Raw genomic sequence first — 16,873 nt, 5'->3', positions numbered from 1 at the left:
CGTACGTTCGTGGGGTGAGGGACGTACGGGTCGCGGGCGTCGTGTGGGCCCCACGGGGCGCGCGGGAAGAAGCGGAAGCCCTGCTTCCACACTTGGCGTCGGCGTAGCGTCGGCTGCACGCGTCCCCCTCACCCCCCGTCCACCGCCCTCCACGCGCGGCGGGCCGCCCAACAGCACACCCACCAGGACCGGCGAACCACGTGAGCTCCTCTTCCTCCACCAGGCGTCTGTCGCACTCCCAGGTGCGCCAGGGGAACCGTGGCGCTTACCGACTGGTGCGTACCCCACCGGCCCGCGTGGATCCCCCTCGTCTGGACGCCGCACAGCGCCGCGTGGTTGAGCACGGAGCCGGACCTTTGCTCGTTCTCGCAGGTCCGGGCACCGGGAAGACCACCACGCTCGTCGAGTCGGTGGCCGCACGAATCGCCCGTGGAGGGGACCCCGCGCGCGTGCTCGTGCTGACGTTCAGCCGCAAGGCGGCCGTCGAACTCCGCGACCGCATGGCGCTGCGCATAGGAGCGGCGCGCGCCCCGCAGGCGACGACCTTCCACTCGTTCTGCTACGCCCTCATCCGCGCCCACCAGGACAGCGATCTGTTCGTGGAGCCGCTGCGGCTGCTGTCGGGACCCGAGCAGGACGTCACCGTGCGTGAACTGCTCGCCGGTCAGCCCGACCTGGAGCGGCTCGGCCTCGCGCACGTGCGCTGGCCGGACGACCTGCGGGCCTGCCTGACCACCCGCGGTTTCGCCGACGAGGTTCGAGCGGTCCTCGCCCGCAGCCGCGAACTGGGTCTCGGCCCCGGCGCCCTGGACGCCTTCGCCCGCCGTATCGGCCGCCCCGACTGGCGGGCCGCGGCCGCCTTCCTCGCCGAGTACCTCGACGTCCTCGACCTCCAGGGCGTCCTCGACTACGCCGAGCTCGTCCACCGGGCGGTGCTCCTCGCCCGCCGACCCGAGGTCGCCGAGCGGCTCGCCGCCCAGTACGACGCCGTGTTCGTCGACGAGTACCAGGACACCGACCCGGCCCAGGTACGGCTGCTGCAGGCCCTGGCCGGGGGCGGTCGCACCCTTGTCGCCTTCGGCGACCCCGACCAGTCGATCTACGCGTTCCGCGGCGCGGACGTGAACGGCATCCTCGACTTCCCGTACGCCTTCTCGCGCGCGGACGGCCGGACCGCCCCCGTCGAGGTCCTGCGCACCTCCCGCCGCTCCGGCGCCGACCTGCTGGCCGCGACCCGCCTGGTGACCCAGCGCATGCCCCTGACCCGGCTGCCGGCGGAGAAGGTCCGCGCCCACCGCGAGCTGGCCCCGGTCCGCGAGGGCGGTCGCGTCGAGGTCTTCACCTACCCGACCCCCGGCACCGAGCTGGACAACATCGCGGACATCCTGCGCAGGGCACACCTGGAGGATGGCGTGCCCTGGGGCGAGATGGCCGTCCTGGTCCGCGCGGGCTCGCGCACGATCCCGACGGTGCGCCGCGCGCTCACCGCGGCCGGCGTCCCCCTGGACATCGACGGCGACGACCTGCCGCTGCGGCACGAGCCCGCGGTGGCGCCACTGCTGACGGCCCTCAGGGCGGTGGCGACGGCGGAGGCGGCGGGGAGCGCCGCAGGGCTTGAAGAGGTACGGCCCGACGAGGGCGCCGCTCCCGGGGAACGGCCGTCGGTCGAGGGCGTTGCGTCTGAGGGGTCGCCGTCGGTCGAGGGCGCTGCTTCCGCCGGATTGTCGCCGGTCGAGGCCGCCGCTTCCGAGGAGCCGCCGTCGGTCGAGGACGCCGTTCCCGTCGAACCGTCGCCGGTCGGGGAGGCCGCTTCCGAGGAGTCGCCGTCGGATTCCGGGGCACCGCCCTCGGAGATCACCTGGCTCGACACCGAGACCGCCCTCACCCTCCTCGCCTCCCCCCTCGCCGGTATGGACGCCGCCGACCTGCGCCGCCTCGGCCGGGCCCTGCGGGACGAGGAGCGGGCCGCGGGCAACGCCCTGCCGCCGCCCTCCGACGTGCTGCTCGCGCGCGCCCTCGCCGAGCCCGAACGCCTGGCCGTGCACGACCCCGCGTACGCGCGCGGAGCCCAGCGGCTCGGCGCGCTGCTCGGCAAGGCGCGTGAGCGGCTCGCGAACGGCGGCAGCGCCGAGGAGGCGCTGTGGGACCTGTGGGAGGGGACGCCCTGGCCCGGGCGTCTGGAGCGGGCCGCCCGGCGCGGCGGCGCGGCGGGCCGCAACGCGGACCGGGACCTGGACGCCGTGTGCGCACTGTTCGCGACCGCCGCGCGCGCGGAGGAGCGCACCGGAGGCCGCGGCGCCCTGAACTTCCTGGAGGAGATCGACGCCGAGGACATCGCCGCCGACACCCTCACCCGACGGGCCGTACGCCCCGACGCCGTCCGCCTGATGACCGCGCACCGCTCCAAGGGCCTGGAGTGGCGGCTGGTCGTCGTCGCGGGCGTCCAGGAGGGCCTGTGGCCGGACCTGCGCCGCCGCGGCTCCCTCCTGGAGGCCGACCGCATCGGCCGCGACGGACTCGCCGAACCGCTCACCCCGGGCGCCCTGCTCGCCGAGGAGCGCCGCCTGTTCTACGTGGCCGCCACACGCGCGCGTGAGCGACTCGTCGTCACGGCGGTGAAGGCACCGGCCGACGACGGCGACCAGCCCTCCCGCTTCCTGACCGAACTCGGCGTCGAGCCCAAGGACGTGACCGGCCGCCCGCGCCGCCCCCTGTCGGTCGCCGCCCTGGTCGCCGAACTCCGCGCCACCACCGTCGACCCGCGCGTCTCCGACACCCTGAGGGAGGCCGCGGCCCGCCGGCTGGCCCGGCTCGCGGCCCTCGCCGACGAGGACGGCCGCCCGCTCGTCCCCTCGGCCCACCCCTACCGCTGGTGGGGCATGTTCGAACCGACCGAGTCCAAGGTGCCGCTGCGCAACCGCGACCAACCCGTCGTGCTCTCCGGCAGCGCCCTCGACCAGCTCGCCAACACCTGCGCCCTGCAGTGGTTCCTGGGCCGCGAGGTGAAGGCCGACGCGCCCGCGACGGTCGCCCAGGGCTTCGGCAACGTCGTGCACGTCCTCGCCGACGAGGTCGCCTCCGGGCACACCCCCGCCGACCTCGCCGTCCTCATGGAGCGCCTCGACTCCGTGTGGAACGCGCTCGCCTTCGACGCGCCCTGGAAGTCGGCGCAGGAGAAGGAGAACGCGCGCGTGGCGCTCGAACGCTTCCTGAAGTGGCACGTCATGGACCGCACCGGCCGCACCCCGGTGGCCAGCGAGCACGACTTCGACGTCACCCTCGAAGCGGGTGAGGTCGAGGTGCGCATCCGCGGCCAGATGGACCGCGTCGAGACCGACGCCGAGGGGCGCGCGTACGTCGTCGACTTCAAGACCGGCAAGCAGCCCGTGAGTTCCGCCGAAGTGGAGCAGCACCCCCAGCTCGCCGTCTACCAGCTCGCCGTCCGCGAGGGCGCCGTCGACGAGGCCTTCGACGGTGTACGGCCCGAGCCGGGCGGCGCCGAACTCGTCCAACTGCGCCAGGGCGCCCCCAAGCGGGACGGCGGCGAGACGCTGCCCAAGGTCCAGGCGCAGGAGCCGCTGGAGGGGGAGTGGGTCGGCGACCTGCTCGCCACGGCAGCCGGCAAGGTCCTCGACGAACGGTTCACGCCGAACGCCGGCCAGCACTGCACCCACTGCGCGTTCCGGGCCTCGTGCAGCGCCAGGCCGGAGGGACGGCACGTTGTGGAGTGAGGTGAGCATGCCGGTGTGATCAGTCGCACCACACGTGCTGACCTGCACATCTTCCAGCCCGGAGGGCGATTCGTCCTCCGCTGTCAGTGCGCGCCGCTAGCCTCTGCGACATGGCCGCCCGTATCACCGATCCCGATCAGCTCAAGGAGCTCCTCGGCATCCCGTTCACCCCGGAGCAGACGGCCTGCATCACCGCGCCGCCCGCCCCCCAGGTGATCGTGGCCGGTGCCGGCTCGGGCAAGACGACGGTGATGGCGGCCCGCGTGGTGTGGCTGGTCGGCACCGGCCAGGTCGCCCCCGAACAGGTCCTCGGCCTCACCTTCACCAACAAGGCCGCCGGCGAACTCGCCGAGCGCGTCCGCAAGGCACTCGTCAGGGCGGGCGTCACCGACCCCGACGTCATCGACCCGGACAATCCGCCGGGCGAACCCGTGATCTCCACGTACCACGCCTTCGCGGGCCGCCTGCTGACCGACCACGGCCTGCGCATCGGCCTGGAGCCGACCTCCCGCCTCCTCGCCGACGCCACCCGCTTCCAGCTCGCCGCGCGCGTGCTGCGCGAGGCTCCCGGCCCCTACCCGGCCCTGACCCGTTCCTTCGCCGACCTGGTCAGCGATCTGCTCACCCTCGACGCCGAACTCGCCGAGCACCTGGTCCGCCCCGAGCAGCTGCGGGCCCACGACGCCGAGCTGCTGCTGACCCTGCAAGGCGCCAAGCTCACCAACGACGCCCTGCGCAAGGTCCCCGAGACGGCCGCCGCCCGCCGTGAACTCGCCGAACTGGTCGTCCGCTACCGCGCCGCCAAACGCGAACGCGACCTGCTCGACTTCGGCGACCAGATCGCCCTGTCCGCCCGCCTCGCGGGGATCCCGGAAGTGGGCCGCCTCCTGCGCGACGAGTTCAGGGTGGTGCTGCTCGACGAGTACCAGGACACCTCGGTCGCCCAGCGCGTCCTGCTGGCGGGCCTGTTCGGCGCGGGCACCGGCCACCCGGTCACCGCCGTCGGCGACCCCTGCCAGGCCATCTACGGCTGGCGCGGAGCCTCCGTCGCCAACCTCGACGACTTCCCGCAGCACTTCGCCCACCCCGACGGCCGCCCCGCCACCCGCCAGTCGCTCAGCGAGAACCGCCGCAGCGGCGGCCGCCTCCTCGACCTCGCCAACGACCTCGCCGAACCCCTGCGCGCCCTGCACGCGGGCGTGGAGGCCCTCCGCCCGGCCCCCGGTGCCGAACGCGACGGCATGGTGCGCTGCGCCCTCCTGCCCACCCACGCCGAGGAGATCGACTGGCTCGCGGACTCCCTCGCCCATCTCGTACGGACCGGGAAGGCACCCGGCGAGATCGCCGTCCTGTGCCGCACGGCGACCGACTTCGCCGAGATCCAGAGCGCCCTCGTCGAGCGGGACGTCCCGGTGGAGGTCGTCGGCCTCTCGGGCCTGCTGCACCTGCCCGAGGTCGCCGACCTGGTCGCCGTCTGCGAGGTCCTCCAGGACCCCGGCGCCAACGCCGCCCTGGTCCGCCTGCTGACCGGCCCGCGCTGGCGCATCGGCCCCCGCGACCTCGCCCTCCTCGGCAGGCGCGCCCGGCGTCTGGTGTCCCACGCGCGCGTGGACGGCGACGACGACCCCGACCGCCGGCTCGCCGAGGCCGTCGAGGGGGTCGACCCGGCCGAGGTGATATCGCTCGCCGACGCCCTGGAGACCTTCCTGGAGACACCCCTGTACAGCGGGGACGAGGGCGACGACGGGCTGCCCTTCTCACCGGACGCGCGTGTGCGGTTCGCACGCCTGGCCGCCGAACTGCGCGACCTGCGCCGCTCGCTCGCCGACCCCCTGATGGACGTCCTGCACCGCGTCCTCGCCGTCACCGGCCTGGAGGTCGAACTGTCGGCGTCCCCGCACGCGTTGGCCGCCCGCCGCCGCGAGACCCTGTCCAACTTCCTCGACATCGCCGCCTCGTTCGCGGCCGGCGACCACGAGGCGAGCCTTCTCGCCTTCCTCGGCTTCCTGCGCACCGCCGCCCAGTACGAGAAGGGCCTCGACAACGCCCTGCCCGGCGGCGAGAACACCGTCAAGGTGCTCACGGCGCACAAGTCCAAGGGCCTGGAGTGGGACGTCGTCGCCGTCCCCGGCCTGGTCACCGGGACGTTCCCGAGCACCCAGGGACGTGAGAAGTGGACCGCCCAGGGCAAGGTGCTGCCGCACGCGCTGCGCGGCGACACCGACACCCTCCCCGACATCGCCTCCTGGGACGCGCGCGGCATGAAGGACTTCCACGAGGCCATGAAGGACCACCAGCACACCGAGGAACTCCGCCTCGGCTACGTCACCTTCACCCGGCCCCGCTCCCTCCTGCTCGGCTCCGGCCACTGGTGGGGTCCCACACAGAAGAAGCCCCGGGGGCCCTCCGACTTCCTGCAGGCCCTGCACGACCACTGCGCGGCCGGCCACGGCGAGATCGAGGCGTGGGCCGACGAGCCCGCCGAGGACGAGGAGAATCCCGCGCTGCACAGCCGCACCGAGGACCAGGTCTGGCCCCTTCCTCTGGACGACAGGGCCCTCGCCCGGCGCCGGGCGGCCGCCCGGACGGTCCTGGACCACCTGGAGGACCTCGCCGCCCACCCGGACACCCACCCCTCGGCCGTGCACGACCCGGACACCTACGACGACCCGGACTGGCCCCCACCGCCCGACGACGAGCCGCCCTACCCCGAAGAGCGTCACCCCGAGGAGCGTCACCCCGAGGAGCCCCCCTTCGAAGAGCCTCCCTTCGACGACGAGAGCGTCGAGACGGACGCCTCCGAGGACTGGGACACCTTCGCGACGCACCGCCCGGCCGTCCCGCACCAGGCCACCGCCCCGGAGCTCCCCACCACTCGGGCACGTCCCCACCCCGCGGAGCCGGACACCCTCACCCCCGAGGAGGCCCGCGCCATCGCCTCCTGGGACCGCGACCTCGACGCCCTCACCGGCGAACTCCTGCGCACGCGGGAAGCCGTCACCGACGTACCCCTGCCCGCCTCGCTGACCGCCTCCCAGGTGCTCCGCCTGGCCGCCGACCCCGACGGGCTCGCGCAGGAGCTCGCGCGCCCCATGCCGCGCCCTCCGCAACCCGCCGCACGTCAGGGCACCCGCTTCCACGCCTGGGTCGAGGCCCGCTTCGAAGCCCTGACGCTGCCGATGCTGGAACCGGACGACCTGCCCGGCAACGACGCCGAGATCGCCGACGAACGCGACCTGGAAGCCCTCAAGGACGCCTTCGAGCGCACCGAGTACGCCCACCGCACCCCCTACCGCCTGGAGACGCCCTTCCAGCTCGCCATCGCGGGCCGCGTGGTCCGGGGCCGCATCGACGCCGTCTACCGGCACGGCGACGGGGGCAGCACGACGTACGAGATCGTCGACTGGAAGACCGGCCGCACCCGCACCGCCGACCCCCTCCAGCTCGCCGTGTACCGGCTGGCGTGGGCCGAGCGGCAGGGGGTGGCTGTGGAATCGGTCACTGCGGCGTTCCTGTACGTTCGCACCGGAGACGTCGTACGCCCCAGGAACCTGCCGGACCGCGCCGCCCTGGAGCGGCTTCTCACCCAGGAACCGGGTTGGCGGCCCGGCGGTTCCGCGTCGGCAAAGTGTGAGGAACCGCCCAACGAGGATGTCGGTGCGGGCCGATAGGCTCGTGACCATGAGCCAACCCGTTGACAGTGTCGTCAGCGCTGTCCGTACGTACATCGAGCAGCACCGCGCCGCCTTCCTCGACGACCTCGCCGAATGGCTGCGCATCCCGTCCGTCTCGGCCCAGCCCGACCACGGACCCGATGTACGCCGCAGCGCCGACTGGCTCGCCGCCAAGCTCAAGGAGACCGGGTTCCCCACGGCCGAGGTCTGGGAGACCCCGGGCGCACCCGCCGTCTTCGCCGAGTGGCCCGCCGTCGACCCCGCGGCGCCCACGGTCCTCGTCTACGGCCACCACGACGTACAGCCCGCCGCCCGCGAGGACGGCTGGGACAGCGACCCCTTCGAGCCGGTCGTCCGCGACAACCGTCTCTACGCGCGCGGGGCGGCCGACGACAAGGGCCAGGTCCTCTTCCACACCCTCGGCGTCCGCGCCCACCTCGCCACCACCGGCCGCTCCGCCCCGGCGGTGCACCTGAAGCTGCTCATCGAGGGTGAGGAGGAGTCCGGCTCCCCGCACTTCCGCGCCCTGGTCGAGGAGCACGCGCAAAGGCTCGCCGCCGACGCCGTGATTGTCTCCGACACCGGCATGTGGGCCGAGGACACCCCCACCGTGTGCACCGGGATGCGTGGCCTCGCCGAGTGCGAGATCCGCCTGTACGGCCCGGACCAGGACATCCATTCAGGCTCCTTCGGCGGAGCCGTCCCCAACCCGGCCACAGCCGCCGCCCGCCTGGTCGCCGCCCTGCACGACGAACACGCGCGCGTGGCGGTCCCCGGCTTCTACGACGGCATCGTCGAACTGACCGAACGCGAGCGGGAGCTCTTCGCCGAGCTGCCCTTCGACGAGGAGCAGTGGCTGCGCACCGCCAAGTCGCACGCCACCCACGGCGAGAGCGGCCACACCACCCTGGAGCGCGTCTGGGCCCGCCCCACCGCCGAGGTCAACGGCATCGGCGGCGGCTACCAGGGCCCCGGCAGCAAGACGATCGTCCCGTCCTCCGCGATGGTGAAGCTCTCCTTCAGGCTGGTGGCCGGTCAGGACCCCGGCCACATCGAGAAGGCGGTCCGCGCCTGGGTCACGGAACAGGTGCCCGCCGGCATCCGGCAGGAGATCACCTTCGCCGCCGCCACGCGCCCGTGCCTGACCCCGCTCGACCACCCGGCCCTCCAGTCCGTCGTACGGGCCATGGGCCGCGCCTTCGACCAGCCGGTCCGCTTCACCCGCGAGGGCGGCTCGGGCCCCGCCGCCGACCTCCAGGAAGTCCTCGGCGCACCCGTGCTCTTCCTCGGCATCTCCGTCCCCTCCGACGGCTGGCACGCGCCGAACGAGAAGGTCGAGCTCGACCTGCTGCTCAAGGGCGTCGAGACCGCCGCGTACCTGTGGGGTGATCTCGCCGAGCACTGGAGCCATGCGCCCTGACCGTCCCGCGCCGTCCGGACCGCCGGCGCGCGGGGCACACTGAAAGGGCCCCGCACCGCGAAGCCCCGCCGGACCGGTCGCCCCGCGCCGTACGTCCCGCCGAACCGCCCGCCGAAACAATCCGCTGCACCGGGGGAGTTGGAAGCACCCGTGACCACCTGGACCGACCACACCGCCGACCGTCCCGTCTCGCTCACCGCACCCAGCGGCATCGACCGCGCCGCGCACCACCGGCTCGACGAGGCCTGGCTCGCGGCGGCGTGGAGCCACCCCACGACCCGCTGCTTCGTGGTCTCCGGCGGTCAGGTCCTCATCGACGAGACACCGGACGGCCGTACCGAACTCGTCATGACCCCGTCCTTCGAGGCCCCGCTCACCGAGGCACACCGCTACTTCCTCGGCATCGACGAGGACGGCGTCCGCTACTTCGCCCTCCAGAAGGACTCCCTGCCGGGCCGTATCGACCAGTCGGCGCGTCCCGCCGGTCTGCGCGAGGCCGGCCTGCTGCTGTCCGCGCGCGAGGCGGGCCTGATGGTGCACGCGGTCGGACTGGAGAACTGGCAGCGCACCCACCGCTTCTGCTCCCGCTGCGGCGAGCGCACCGTCATCGCCGCGGCCGGCCACATCCGTCGCTGCCCCGCCTGCGGCGCCGAGCACTACCCGCGCACCGACCCGGCCGTGATCATGGCCGTCACGGACGACGAGGACCGCATCCTGCTCGGCCGCCAGGTGCACTGGCCGGAGGGCCGCTTCTCGACGCTGGCCGGCTTCGTCGAACCGGGCGAGTCCATCGAGCAGTCGGTGCGGCGCGAGGTCTTCGAGGAGGCCGGCATCACCGTCGGCCCGGTGGAGTACGTCGCCAGCCAGCCCTGGCCGTTCCCCTCCAGCCTCATGCTCGGTTTCATGGCCCGCGCCACCTCCACCGACATCAACGTCGACGGCGACGAGATCCACGAAGCCCGCTGGTTCTCCCGCGACGACCTTCAGGCCGCCTTCGAGTCCGGCGAGGTCCTCCCGCCGTACGGCATCTCGATCGCGGCCCGTCTGATCGAGCTCTGGTACGGCAAGCCGTTGCCGACGAGGAGCTTCGTCTGACATCACGCACAAAAAGGCGGTTCCTGAGCTGCCTCAGGAACCGCCTCCATGACCGCGGTGCTTACGCGCCGACCTTCTGCTTCACCTGCGCCAGCGACGGGTTCGTGAGCGTCGAACCGTCGGCGAACAGCACGGTGGGGACCGTCTGGTTCCCGCCGTTCGCCTTCTCCACGAACGCCGCGGACTCCGGGTCCTGCTCGATGTTGATCTCGGTGTACGCGATGCCCTCGCGCTCCAGCTGCTTCTTCAGCCGCTGGCAATAACCGCACCACGTGGTGCTGTACATCGTCACAGTGCCCTGCATGTCTCGCGCGCTCCTTCGGTGGCTCGGGGAAGAGGTCGTCCGAAGAGGCAACGTATGCGACCGGGGCGCCATTCCCGACCCGGGGTCCCCGGCCAGGTGACGCCTGCCGCATTAGTACGACTGCGGCTACCTGCCTGTGGACAACCGGCTCACCCGTCTCCCCCGACCTGGCAGCATGGCCGTGTGACAGCAGCAACGCATTCCACGCTCTTCCCGCGCACACCGGACTCGGCCGACGCGGTGCTCGAAGGGCTCGACCCCGAGCAGCGCGAGGTGGCCACCGCCCTGCACGGGCCGGTCTGCGTGCTGGCGGGCGCCGGCACCGGCAAGACCCGGGCGATCACCCACCGCATCGCCTACGGGGTGCGGGCCGGAATCCTCCAGCCCTCCAGCGTGCTCGCCGTCACCTTCACCAACCGCGCCGCCGGTGAGATGCGCGGACGACTGCGCCAGCTCGGCGCCTCGGGTGTCCAGGCGCGCACGTTCCACTCGGCGGCCCTGCGTCAGCTCCAGTACTTCTGGCCGAAAGCGGTCGGTGGCTCCATGCCCCGGCTCGTCGACCGCAAGATCCAGCTCGTCGCCGACGCGGCCGCCGCCTGCCGCATCCGCCTCGACCGGGGCGAGCTGAGGGACGTCACCGGCGAGATCGAGTGGTCCAAGGTCACCCAGACCGTGCCCTCCGAATACGCCCTCGCAGCCGCGAAGGCCGGCCGTGAGACCCCACGCGCCGCGGCCGAGATCGCCCAGCTCTACGCCGCCTACGAGGACCTCAAGCGCGACCGCGCCGTCATCGACTTCGAGGACGTCCTGCTGCTGACCGTCGCCATCCTCCAGGACCGGCACGACATCGCCGAACAGGTCCGTTCCCAGTACCAGCACTTCGTCGTCGACGAGTACCAGGACGTCAGCCCCCTGCAGCAGCGGCTGCTGGAGCTGTGGCTCGGGCGGCGCGACACCCTGTGCGTCGTGGGCGACGCCAGCCAGACGATCTACTCGTTCACCGGTGCAACTCCCGACCACCTGCTCGACTTCCGCACCCGCCACCCCGGAGCCACCGTCGTCAAGCTGGTCCGCGACTACCGCTCCACCCCCCAGGTCGTCCATCTCGCCAACGGCCTGCTCGCCCAGGCCCGCGGTCGCGCCGCCGACCACCGGCTGGAACTGATCTCCCAGCGCCGGGCCGGCCCCGACCCCGTCTACACCGAGTACACCGACGAACCGGCCGAGGCCGAGGGCGCCGCCCGCCGCATCCGGGAGCTCATGGACGCGGGCGTCCGGGCCAGCGAGATCGCCATCCTCTTCCGCACCAACTCCCAGTCCGAGACCTACGAGCAGGCCCTCGCCGACGCCGGAGTGCCCTACCAGCTGCGCGGCGCCGAGCGGTTCTTCGACCGGCCCGAGGTGCGCAGGGCCATCGTCAACCTCCGGGGCGCGGCCCGCTTCGGCGGCAACGACTCACGGCTGGACGACGCCGTCACCCTGCCCTCCCAGGTGCGGGCCGTGCTGTCGGGCGAGGGCTGGACCACCGAGCCCCCGGCCGGCTCCGGGGCCGTCAGGGAGCGCTGGGAGTCGCTGGCCGCCCTGGTGAACCTCGCCCAGGACTTCGCCGCCGCGCGGTCCGACGCCACCTTGAACGACCTGGTGGCCGAACTCGACGAGCGGGCCGGTGCCCAGCACGCCCCGACCGTCGAAGGCGTCACCCTCGCCTCCCTGCACTCGGCCAAGGGCCTGGAGTGGGACGCCGTGTTCCTGGTCGGTGTCGCCGAGGGCATGATGCCGATCACCTACGCGAAGACCGACGAGCAGATCGAGGAGGAGCGCAGGCTCCTCTATGTCGGTGTCACCCGCGCCCGCGAGCGCCTCCATGTCTCCTGGTCGCTCTCCCGCTCACCCGGGGGCCGCCCCAACCGCCGCCCGAGCCGCTTCCTCGACGGGCTGCGCCCCGGCTCCACCGCCACCGCCGCGCGAACCGCCGGCGGCCGTCCAGGAGGCGTCGAGCGCGGCTTCACCAGCCCCGTCGGTGTCACCCCGAGACGCACTCAGCGCACCCCGGCGCGCTGCCGGGTGTGCGGGCGCACGCTCACCGACGCGGGCGAGCTGAAGCTGATGCGATGCGAGGACTGTCCCTCCGACATGGACGAGGGGCTCTACGAGCGGCTGCGCGACTGGCGTGCCGTACAGGCGCAGCGCAGCGGACAGCCCGCCTTCTGCGTCTTCACGGACAAGACGCTGATGGCGATCGCCGAGGCCGTGCCCGACGACGAGCACGAGCTGGCGCGGATCCCCGGCGTCGGCCTGCGCAAGCTCCATCGCTACGGAGCCGATGTGCTGACGATCTGCGCAGGCCAGGAGGTTACGGAAGGGGAGGACGGGGACTGATTCCAACTCGTCGGAAAAATAGTTTGCGCATGCCCCAGCAATCCCCATAGGTTCTTAGCCACGGGGACGGAGGCCTTCTCGGAGGCCCCGATTCCGTGTTCTACTTGCATATCCGTCGGACAGTGGCTCGCGCCGCCGTCCCCAGAGACGCCGAGAGGAGGCGATTGAAGTGATCAGCATCAACAGCAACACGGCCATCAGCACCGCCAAAATGACCGATCGCTCGGTCGTCTCCACGTGCATGCTCGGCGTTTCGAACCTGGGCACCGGTCTGTCCGGCATCCGTGCCGTGCGTCCGGCGTCCTCCGTGTCTCTCGCGGTCCTTCCCGTCCGTGAGCGCAATGAGCGACCGACCAAGGCACTGGAAGCAGTAGTGGCGCAGGCGCATGCCTATGCCTTTGCGGCGGCCGGTGCCGGATTCCGGAAGCAGACGACGCAGCACCACCTGATGTGGGCCTTCCGTGGGCCAGAACCCTGGAGTGATCCAGCCTGATCTTCGATCAGGCCGGCGCCTTCAGGGCCGCGGAACCCCATCCGGGATCCGCGGCCCTTCTGTTTTCCCCGAACGGGGAGAGCGGAGCGAAGGGGTCTCGGGACAAGAAAAGAACCCGGTACCAAGCGACTACCGGTCCCACAGGGCCGGACCGAACAGACGAGGAAGACGAACCGTGCAACTCGAAGCGCACGCCCCGTCCGTACCGCCTTCCGAAACGATCCCCCCGCCCGGCCTCACGGAGGACTCCACCTTGATCCCGCTCACCGCGCTCACCGCGCTCGACGACGCCATCGAGAACCTCGGCGTACCCGTCCCCTGCCGTTCCTACGACCCGGAGGTCTTCTTCGCCGAGTCGCCGGCCGACGTCGAGTACGCCAAGTCCCTCTGCCGCACCTGCCCGCTGATGGAGGCCTGCCTCGCCGGCGCCAAGGAGCGGCGCGAGCCCTGGGGCGTCTGGGGTGGAGAGCTGTTCGTCCAGGGTGTCGTCGTCGCCCGGAAGCGGCCGCGTGGTCGCCCGCGCAAGAACCCGGTCACAGCATGAACATCGCAGGAACGATCGACCGCCCCCTCACGAACGACCCCACGAAGCAGGCCCCGATGAAGCCGTCCACCAGCGAGCCCGCCGGCTCCGCGATCCCAGACTTCACCACCACCGACGCGAACGACTCGCGTCAGAACAGGACCCGTGAGATGCAACTCATCCCAGAAGCCCTGGCTCGCGCGCATATGCGCGACCGGCTGCAGGAGGCCGAGCAGGAACGTCAGGCGATCCACCTGGCGACCGCCCGCCGGATGCAGCGCCGGGCCGAGCGCGCCTCCATGCGTGCTCGCCGCGCGCTGGCCATGGCCGTCATGCAGTAACCCGACCCGGTAGTTCCCCGTGGGGGCCGGTCCGTCCGAACGGACCGGCCCCCACGGTGCGTTGTGCGCGCCGAACCAACGGATCCGGCGTTATGGTCGGCGGGTGACGAGTCTTCCCGGAGACGAAGGCGCCGGCGAGGCGGCGGAGCCCCTCGTGTGCGCCCGCTGCGGCACGCGGGCCGAGGGTGCACCGCCCACCTGGACCTGTTCCCTGGAGAACGGCGTCCGCCAGTACTTCTGCGACACCTGCTCCCGGGAGAACCTGAGGTCCATCGAGGGGCGGCTCGACTCGGCCTGGTGGTAGGCCGCCCGCCTCAGGCCTCCGCGGCCTCCTCCTGCTCGTCGTCCTCCTCCGGCACGAAGCCCGGAAGCCACTCCTCCAGCTCCTCGCGCAGTCGCACCGTCGCGCCCAGCTGGCACAGGACGCCGATGGTGCTGAGGGTGACCCGGTGTATCAGGAGGTACGCCGGAGGCAGGTTGAGCTGCTTGCCCAGCTGGTGGGCGGGGGAGCGGGGGTCGGCGATCCGGGCGGCCTGGCTGCGCATCCAGCCCCGGCTGAAGGTGAACTCGTCGACCTCGGCCGGTTCGATGATCGGCAGGAGGTAGTCGAGGACGGCGTCCGGGTCCAGCTCTATGGACTCCTTGACGAAGCCCTCCGCGCAGAGCAGTTCGTAGACGGCCTCCGCCTCACCGTCCAGCGTCATGCGCAGGCAGGTGCCGATGGTGTCCGGCAGACCGCCGGTGAGCCGGTCGACCGTGCCGAAGTCCAGGACGCCCAGGCGCCAGTCCTCCTCGCCGTCCGGACCGCCGGGCAGGAGCCGGAAGTTGCCCGGGTGCGGGTCGGCGTGCAGCAGGCCGGTGCGCGCGGGGCCGGAGAAGAGGAACCGGGCCAGGAGCTGCCCGGCACGGTCGCGCTGCTCCTGGGTGCCGTCCGAGATCACCTCCGACAGGGGGACGCCCTCGATCCACTCCGTGATCAGGACCTGGTCGCTCTGGTGGACCACGGCCGGCACCACGACGTCCGGATCGTCCGCGAACTCCTCCGCATGGACCTGCTGGGCCTGTGCCTCCAGCGCGTAGTCGAGCTCCTCGGAGACGCGGTCGCGCAACTCGGCGATCAGGGGCTTGATGTCGATGCCCGGCACCAGAGGCCCCAACAGGCGGGCGAAGCGGCCCAGTTGGTTCAGGTCGGACAGCAGTGCCTCGCCGGCCCCCGGATACTGGACCTTGACCGCCACCTCGCGCCCGTCATGCCATACGGCCCGGTGCACCTGGCCGATCGACGCCGCCGCGGAGGGCTTGTCGTCGAACTCGGCGAACAACTCCTGCCAGTCCTCGCCGAGCCGCTCCTTGAGCACGGTGTGCACGGTGCGGGTCGGCATCGGAGGCGCGGCCTCCTGGAGCTTCGTGAGGGCCGCGCGGTAGGGCCCCGCCACCTCCTCGGGGAGGGCCGACTCGAAGACGGACAGGGCCTGGCCGAACTTCATGGCCCCGCCCTTGAGCTCCCCGAGCACCTTGAACAACTGATCGGCGGTGCGCTGTTGCAGCTCGCGGCCGACGATCTCCGCGGACTCGCCCACGATCCGCTTGCCGAGTCCCCAGGTGGCCCGCCCGGCGAAGCCGAGCGGGAGCGCGGCGAGTTTGGCGGTCCGGGTGACCGCCTTCCGGGGAAGATCAGACATGCGCCCTCCAGGTCCCAGCAGGCCGTGGCGCGGTTGCCTTACGGCACAACTCCTCCGACGACCGTTGCTCTGCCATTGTCTCGTGCGCAGCCTCCTCCTTGGAGGTGTGTTCTCCCTTACCTTTCTCCGCGGCCCCGCACGGGCATGCGGAATGCGGCCAGACCGGCCGCGCGTGCCAGGTCATACCGGGCAGCGAGACCTCCCAACGGGCGCCCGCACTCGACGGGACCCGGCCGTCCAGGAAGGCGAGCGCGTGCGCGGCCGCGAGGCCGGCGACCGTCGTGGCCAGCGCCAGATCACAGGGGCGCGCCGGAAGCCGTCTGCCGCCCGAACGCCACTGGGCCACCAGCCGGGGCCAGGCCTGGTCGCGGTCGGTCCGGGTCTCGTGCAGACAGCCGGCACAGCCCGTCTCGCCCGGCAGGACAAGGGGGCCGACCACTCCCGTCGCCTCGACGACACCGGCGTACAGATGAGGTGTGCCGGAGCGGACGAGGGGTTCGCCGGTGGCCGGGGCGGGCGCGTGGACGTCCACGTCGTCCCGCGGCGCGAGGACGACCAGGGAGAACCCGGTGCCGTCCGCCGTGACCGAGGCCCGGGAGCCATGGCGCGGCGGGCGGCCCGGAGCCGCCGCGGACACCGCCCGGCGTGCGGCGGTGCTCCTGAGGTCGCCGACCGAGGCGGCGGGGAGCCCGCCCGGGGCGACGTCCCCCGGCTCGACCCGGCCGCCGTCCCGCACGTCGACCTCTCCGACACCGGCTCCCGAGAGCAGTGCGGCCAGCGTCACGCCCACCCGGCCTGCCCCTCTGACCTGCACCCGCAGTGAGCGGCGGGCGGCCAGGAGTCTCATCGCGTCACCCGGCTCCGACGTGGTCAGAGACAGGGACGCCAGGTCGGGTGCCAGCCGGTCCAGGATCTCCTTCTTCTCCCGCAGCGCGTCCGCGGCCGGCCCGCCGCCCCGCGCGTCGTCGACGAGCCCGGCCCGGGCCAGCCGTCCCACCAGCGTGTCGACATGCCCGTCGGGCAGATCCGAACGGCGCCCCTCCTCCCGCAGCAGCGCGAGACCGCGCGTGCCGTTGAGCAGGTCGAGGAAACTGCCCGTGGCGGTGTCGATCGGGCCCAGCGTGAGCGCGTGCGCCGGGGTCATCCCGAACTGCACGGTGTTCAGATCGCGCCAGCCGCGCCGCAGCGCGGGCTTCATCTGCGGAACCATGGTCGGTTCGAGCGGAACCAC

The 16,873-nt window shown here is 72.6% G+C and carries 12 protein-coding genes; 9 read left to right on the top strand and 3 right to left on the bottom strand.

Annotated elements, in window-relative coordinates:
• Positions 1-200 precede the first annotated feature (200 nt).
• The 4 genes from AQI94_RS08540 (at position 201) to nudC (ending at position 9,920) form a co-directional block, all read left to right on the top strand.
• Complete coding sequence (locus AQI94_RS08540; protein WP_079062534.1) at positions 201-3,731, top strand: ATP-dependent helicase; 3,531 nt, start codon at positions 201-203, stop codon at positions 3,729-3,731.
• A 110-nt stretch (positions 3,732-3,841) separates the two neighbouring features.
• A complete protein-coding gene (locus AQI94_RS08535) occupies positions 3,842-7,402 on the top strand; it encodes an ATP-dependent helicase (protein WP_031048060.1) in 3,561 nt (1,186 codons plus the stop codon).
• Positions 7,403-7,412: 10 nt separating this feature from the next.
• A complete protein-coding gene (locus tag AQI94_RS08530) occupies positions 7,413-8,825 on the top strand; it encodes a dipeptidase (protein WP_031048062.1) in 1,413 nt (470 codons plus the stop codon).
• Positions 8,826-8,975: 150 nt separating this feature from the next.
• A complete protein-coding gene (gene nudC / locus AQI94_RS08525; protein WP_031048063.1) occupies positions 8,976-9,920 on the top strand; it encodes an NAD(+) diphosphatase in 945 nt (314 codons plus the stop codon).
• A gap of 61 nt (positions 9,921-9,981) precedes the next feature.
• On the opposite strand, the gene AQI94_RS08520 is transcribed toward nudC, so the two are convergent.
• Positions 9,982-10,224 carry a mycoredoxin gene (locus tag AQI94_RS08520; protein WP_031048065.1) on the bottom strand — a complete coding sequence of 81 codons (243 nt, stop codon included), beginning with the start codon at positions 10,222-10,224 and terminating at the stop codon, positions 9,982-9,984.
• A 54-nt stretch (positions 10,225-10,278) separates the two neighbouring features.
• Between AQI94_RS08520 and AQI94_RS08515 the strand changes: the two genes are divergently transcribed.
• From AQI94_RS08515 to AQI94_RS08495, 5 genes are all read left to right on the top strand, one after another.
• Complete coding sequence (locus AQI94_RS08515) at positions 10,279-12,603, top strand: ATP-dependent DNA helicase UvrD2 (protein WP_107064270.1); 2,325 nt, start codon at positions 10,279-10,281, stop codon at positions 12,601-12,603.
• Positions 12,604-12,772: 169 nt separating this feature from the next.
• Entirely contained in the window at positions 12,773-13,096 is a 324-nt protein-coding gene (locus AQI94_RS08510; RefSeq protein ID WP_031048071.1) for a hypothetical protein, read from the top strand.
• 175 nt (positions 13,097-13,271) lie between these two features.
• Positions 13,272-13,640: a WhiB family transcriptional regulator gene (locus AQI94_RS08505; protein WP_020119791.1), complete on the top strand. Its 369-nt coding sequence runs from the start codon at positions 13,272-13,274 to the stop codon at positions 13,638-13,640.
• On the top strand, positions 13,637-13,960 hold the full coding sequence (locus AQI94_RS08500) for a hypothetical protein (protein ID WP_031048075.1): 324 nt from the start codon (positions 13,637-13,639) through the stop codon (positions 13,958-13,960). Before AQI94_RS08505 ends, AQI94_RS08500 begins: the two co-directional genes overlap by 4 nt.
• Positions 13,961-14,063: 103 nt before the next feature.
• A complete protein-coding gene (locus tag AQI94_RS08495) occupies positions 14,064-14,264 on the top strand; it encodes a hypothetical protein (protein WP_031048077.1) in 201 nt (66 codons plus the stop codon).
• 10 nt (positions 14,265-14,274) lie between these two features.
• Here the strand turns inward: AQI94_RS08495 and AQI94_RS08490 are convergent, their stop codons facing one another.
• Together AQI94_RS08490 and AQI94_RS08485 are read right to left on the bottom strand one after the other, a co-directional pair.
• Entirely contained in the window at positions 14,275-15,642 is a 1,368-nt protein-coding gene (locus AQI94_RS08490; protein WP_031048081.1) for an ABC1 kinase family protein, read from the bottom strand.
• Positions 15,635-16,852, bottom strand: a complete 1,218-nt coding sequence (locus tag AQI94_RS08485) for a TOMM precursor leader peptide-binding protein (protein ID WP_062229716.1) — start codon at positions 16,850-16,852, stop codon at positions 15,635-15,637. The genes AQI94_RS08490 and AQI94_RS08485 overlap by 8 nt, the downstream gene beginning before the upstream one ends.
• Positions 16,853-16,873: the final 21 nt, after the last annotated feature.

The sequence above is a fragment of the Streptomyces pseudovenezuelae genome, assembly GCF_001513955.1.
GTDB lineage: Bacteria > Actinomycetota > Actinomycetes > Streptomycetales > Streptomycetaceae > Streptomyces > Streptomyces pseudovenezuelae.
The sequence above is the reverse complement of the archived record's forward strand: the minus strand, read 5'-3'. Positions and strand labels throughout refer to the sequence as shown.

Excerpts from the sequence above, each read along its gene's own strand:
- AQI94_RS08515 (WP_107064270.1), top strand. The coding sequence starts at position 10,279 with ATGCGACCGGGGCGCCATTCCCGACCCGGGGTCCCCGGCCAGGTGACG.
- AQI94_RS08485 (WP_062229716.1), bottom strand. The coding sequence starts at position 16,852 with ATGGTTCCGCAGATGAAGCCCGCGCTGCGGCGCGGCTGGCGCGATCTG.
- AQI94_RS08490 (WP_031048081.1), bottom strand. The coding sequence starts at position 15,642 with ATGTCTGATCTTCCCCGGAAGGCGGTCACCCGGACCGCCAAACTCGCC.
- AQI94_RS08500 (WP_031048075.1), top strand. The coding sequence starts at position 13,637 with ATGAACATCGCAGGAACGATCGACCGCCCCCTCACGAACGACCCCACG.
- AQI94_RS08535 (WP_031048060.1), top strand. The coding sequence starts at position 3,842 with ATGGCCGCCCGTATCACCGATCCCGATCAGCTCAAGGAGCTCCTCGGC.
- AQI94_RS08530 (WP_031048062.1), top strand. The coding sequence starts at position 7,413 with ATGAGCCAACCCGTTGACAGTGTCGTCAGCGCTGTCCGTACGTACATC.
- AQI94_RS08520 (WP_031048065.1), bottom strand. The coding sequence starts at position 10,224 with ATGCAGGGCACTGTGACGATGTACAGCACCACGTGGTGCGGTTATTGC.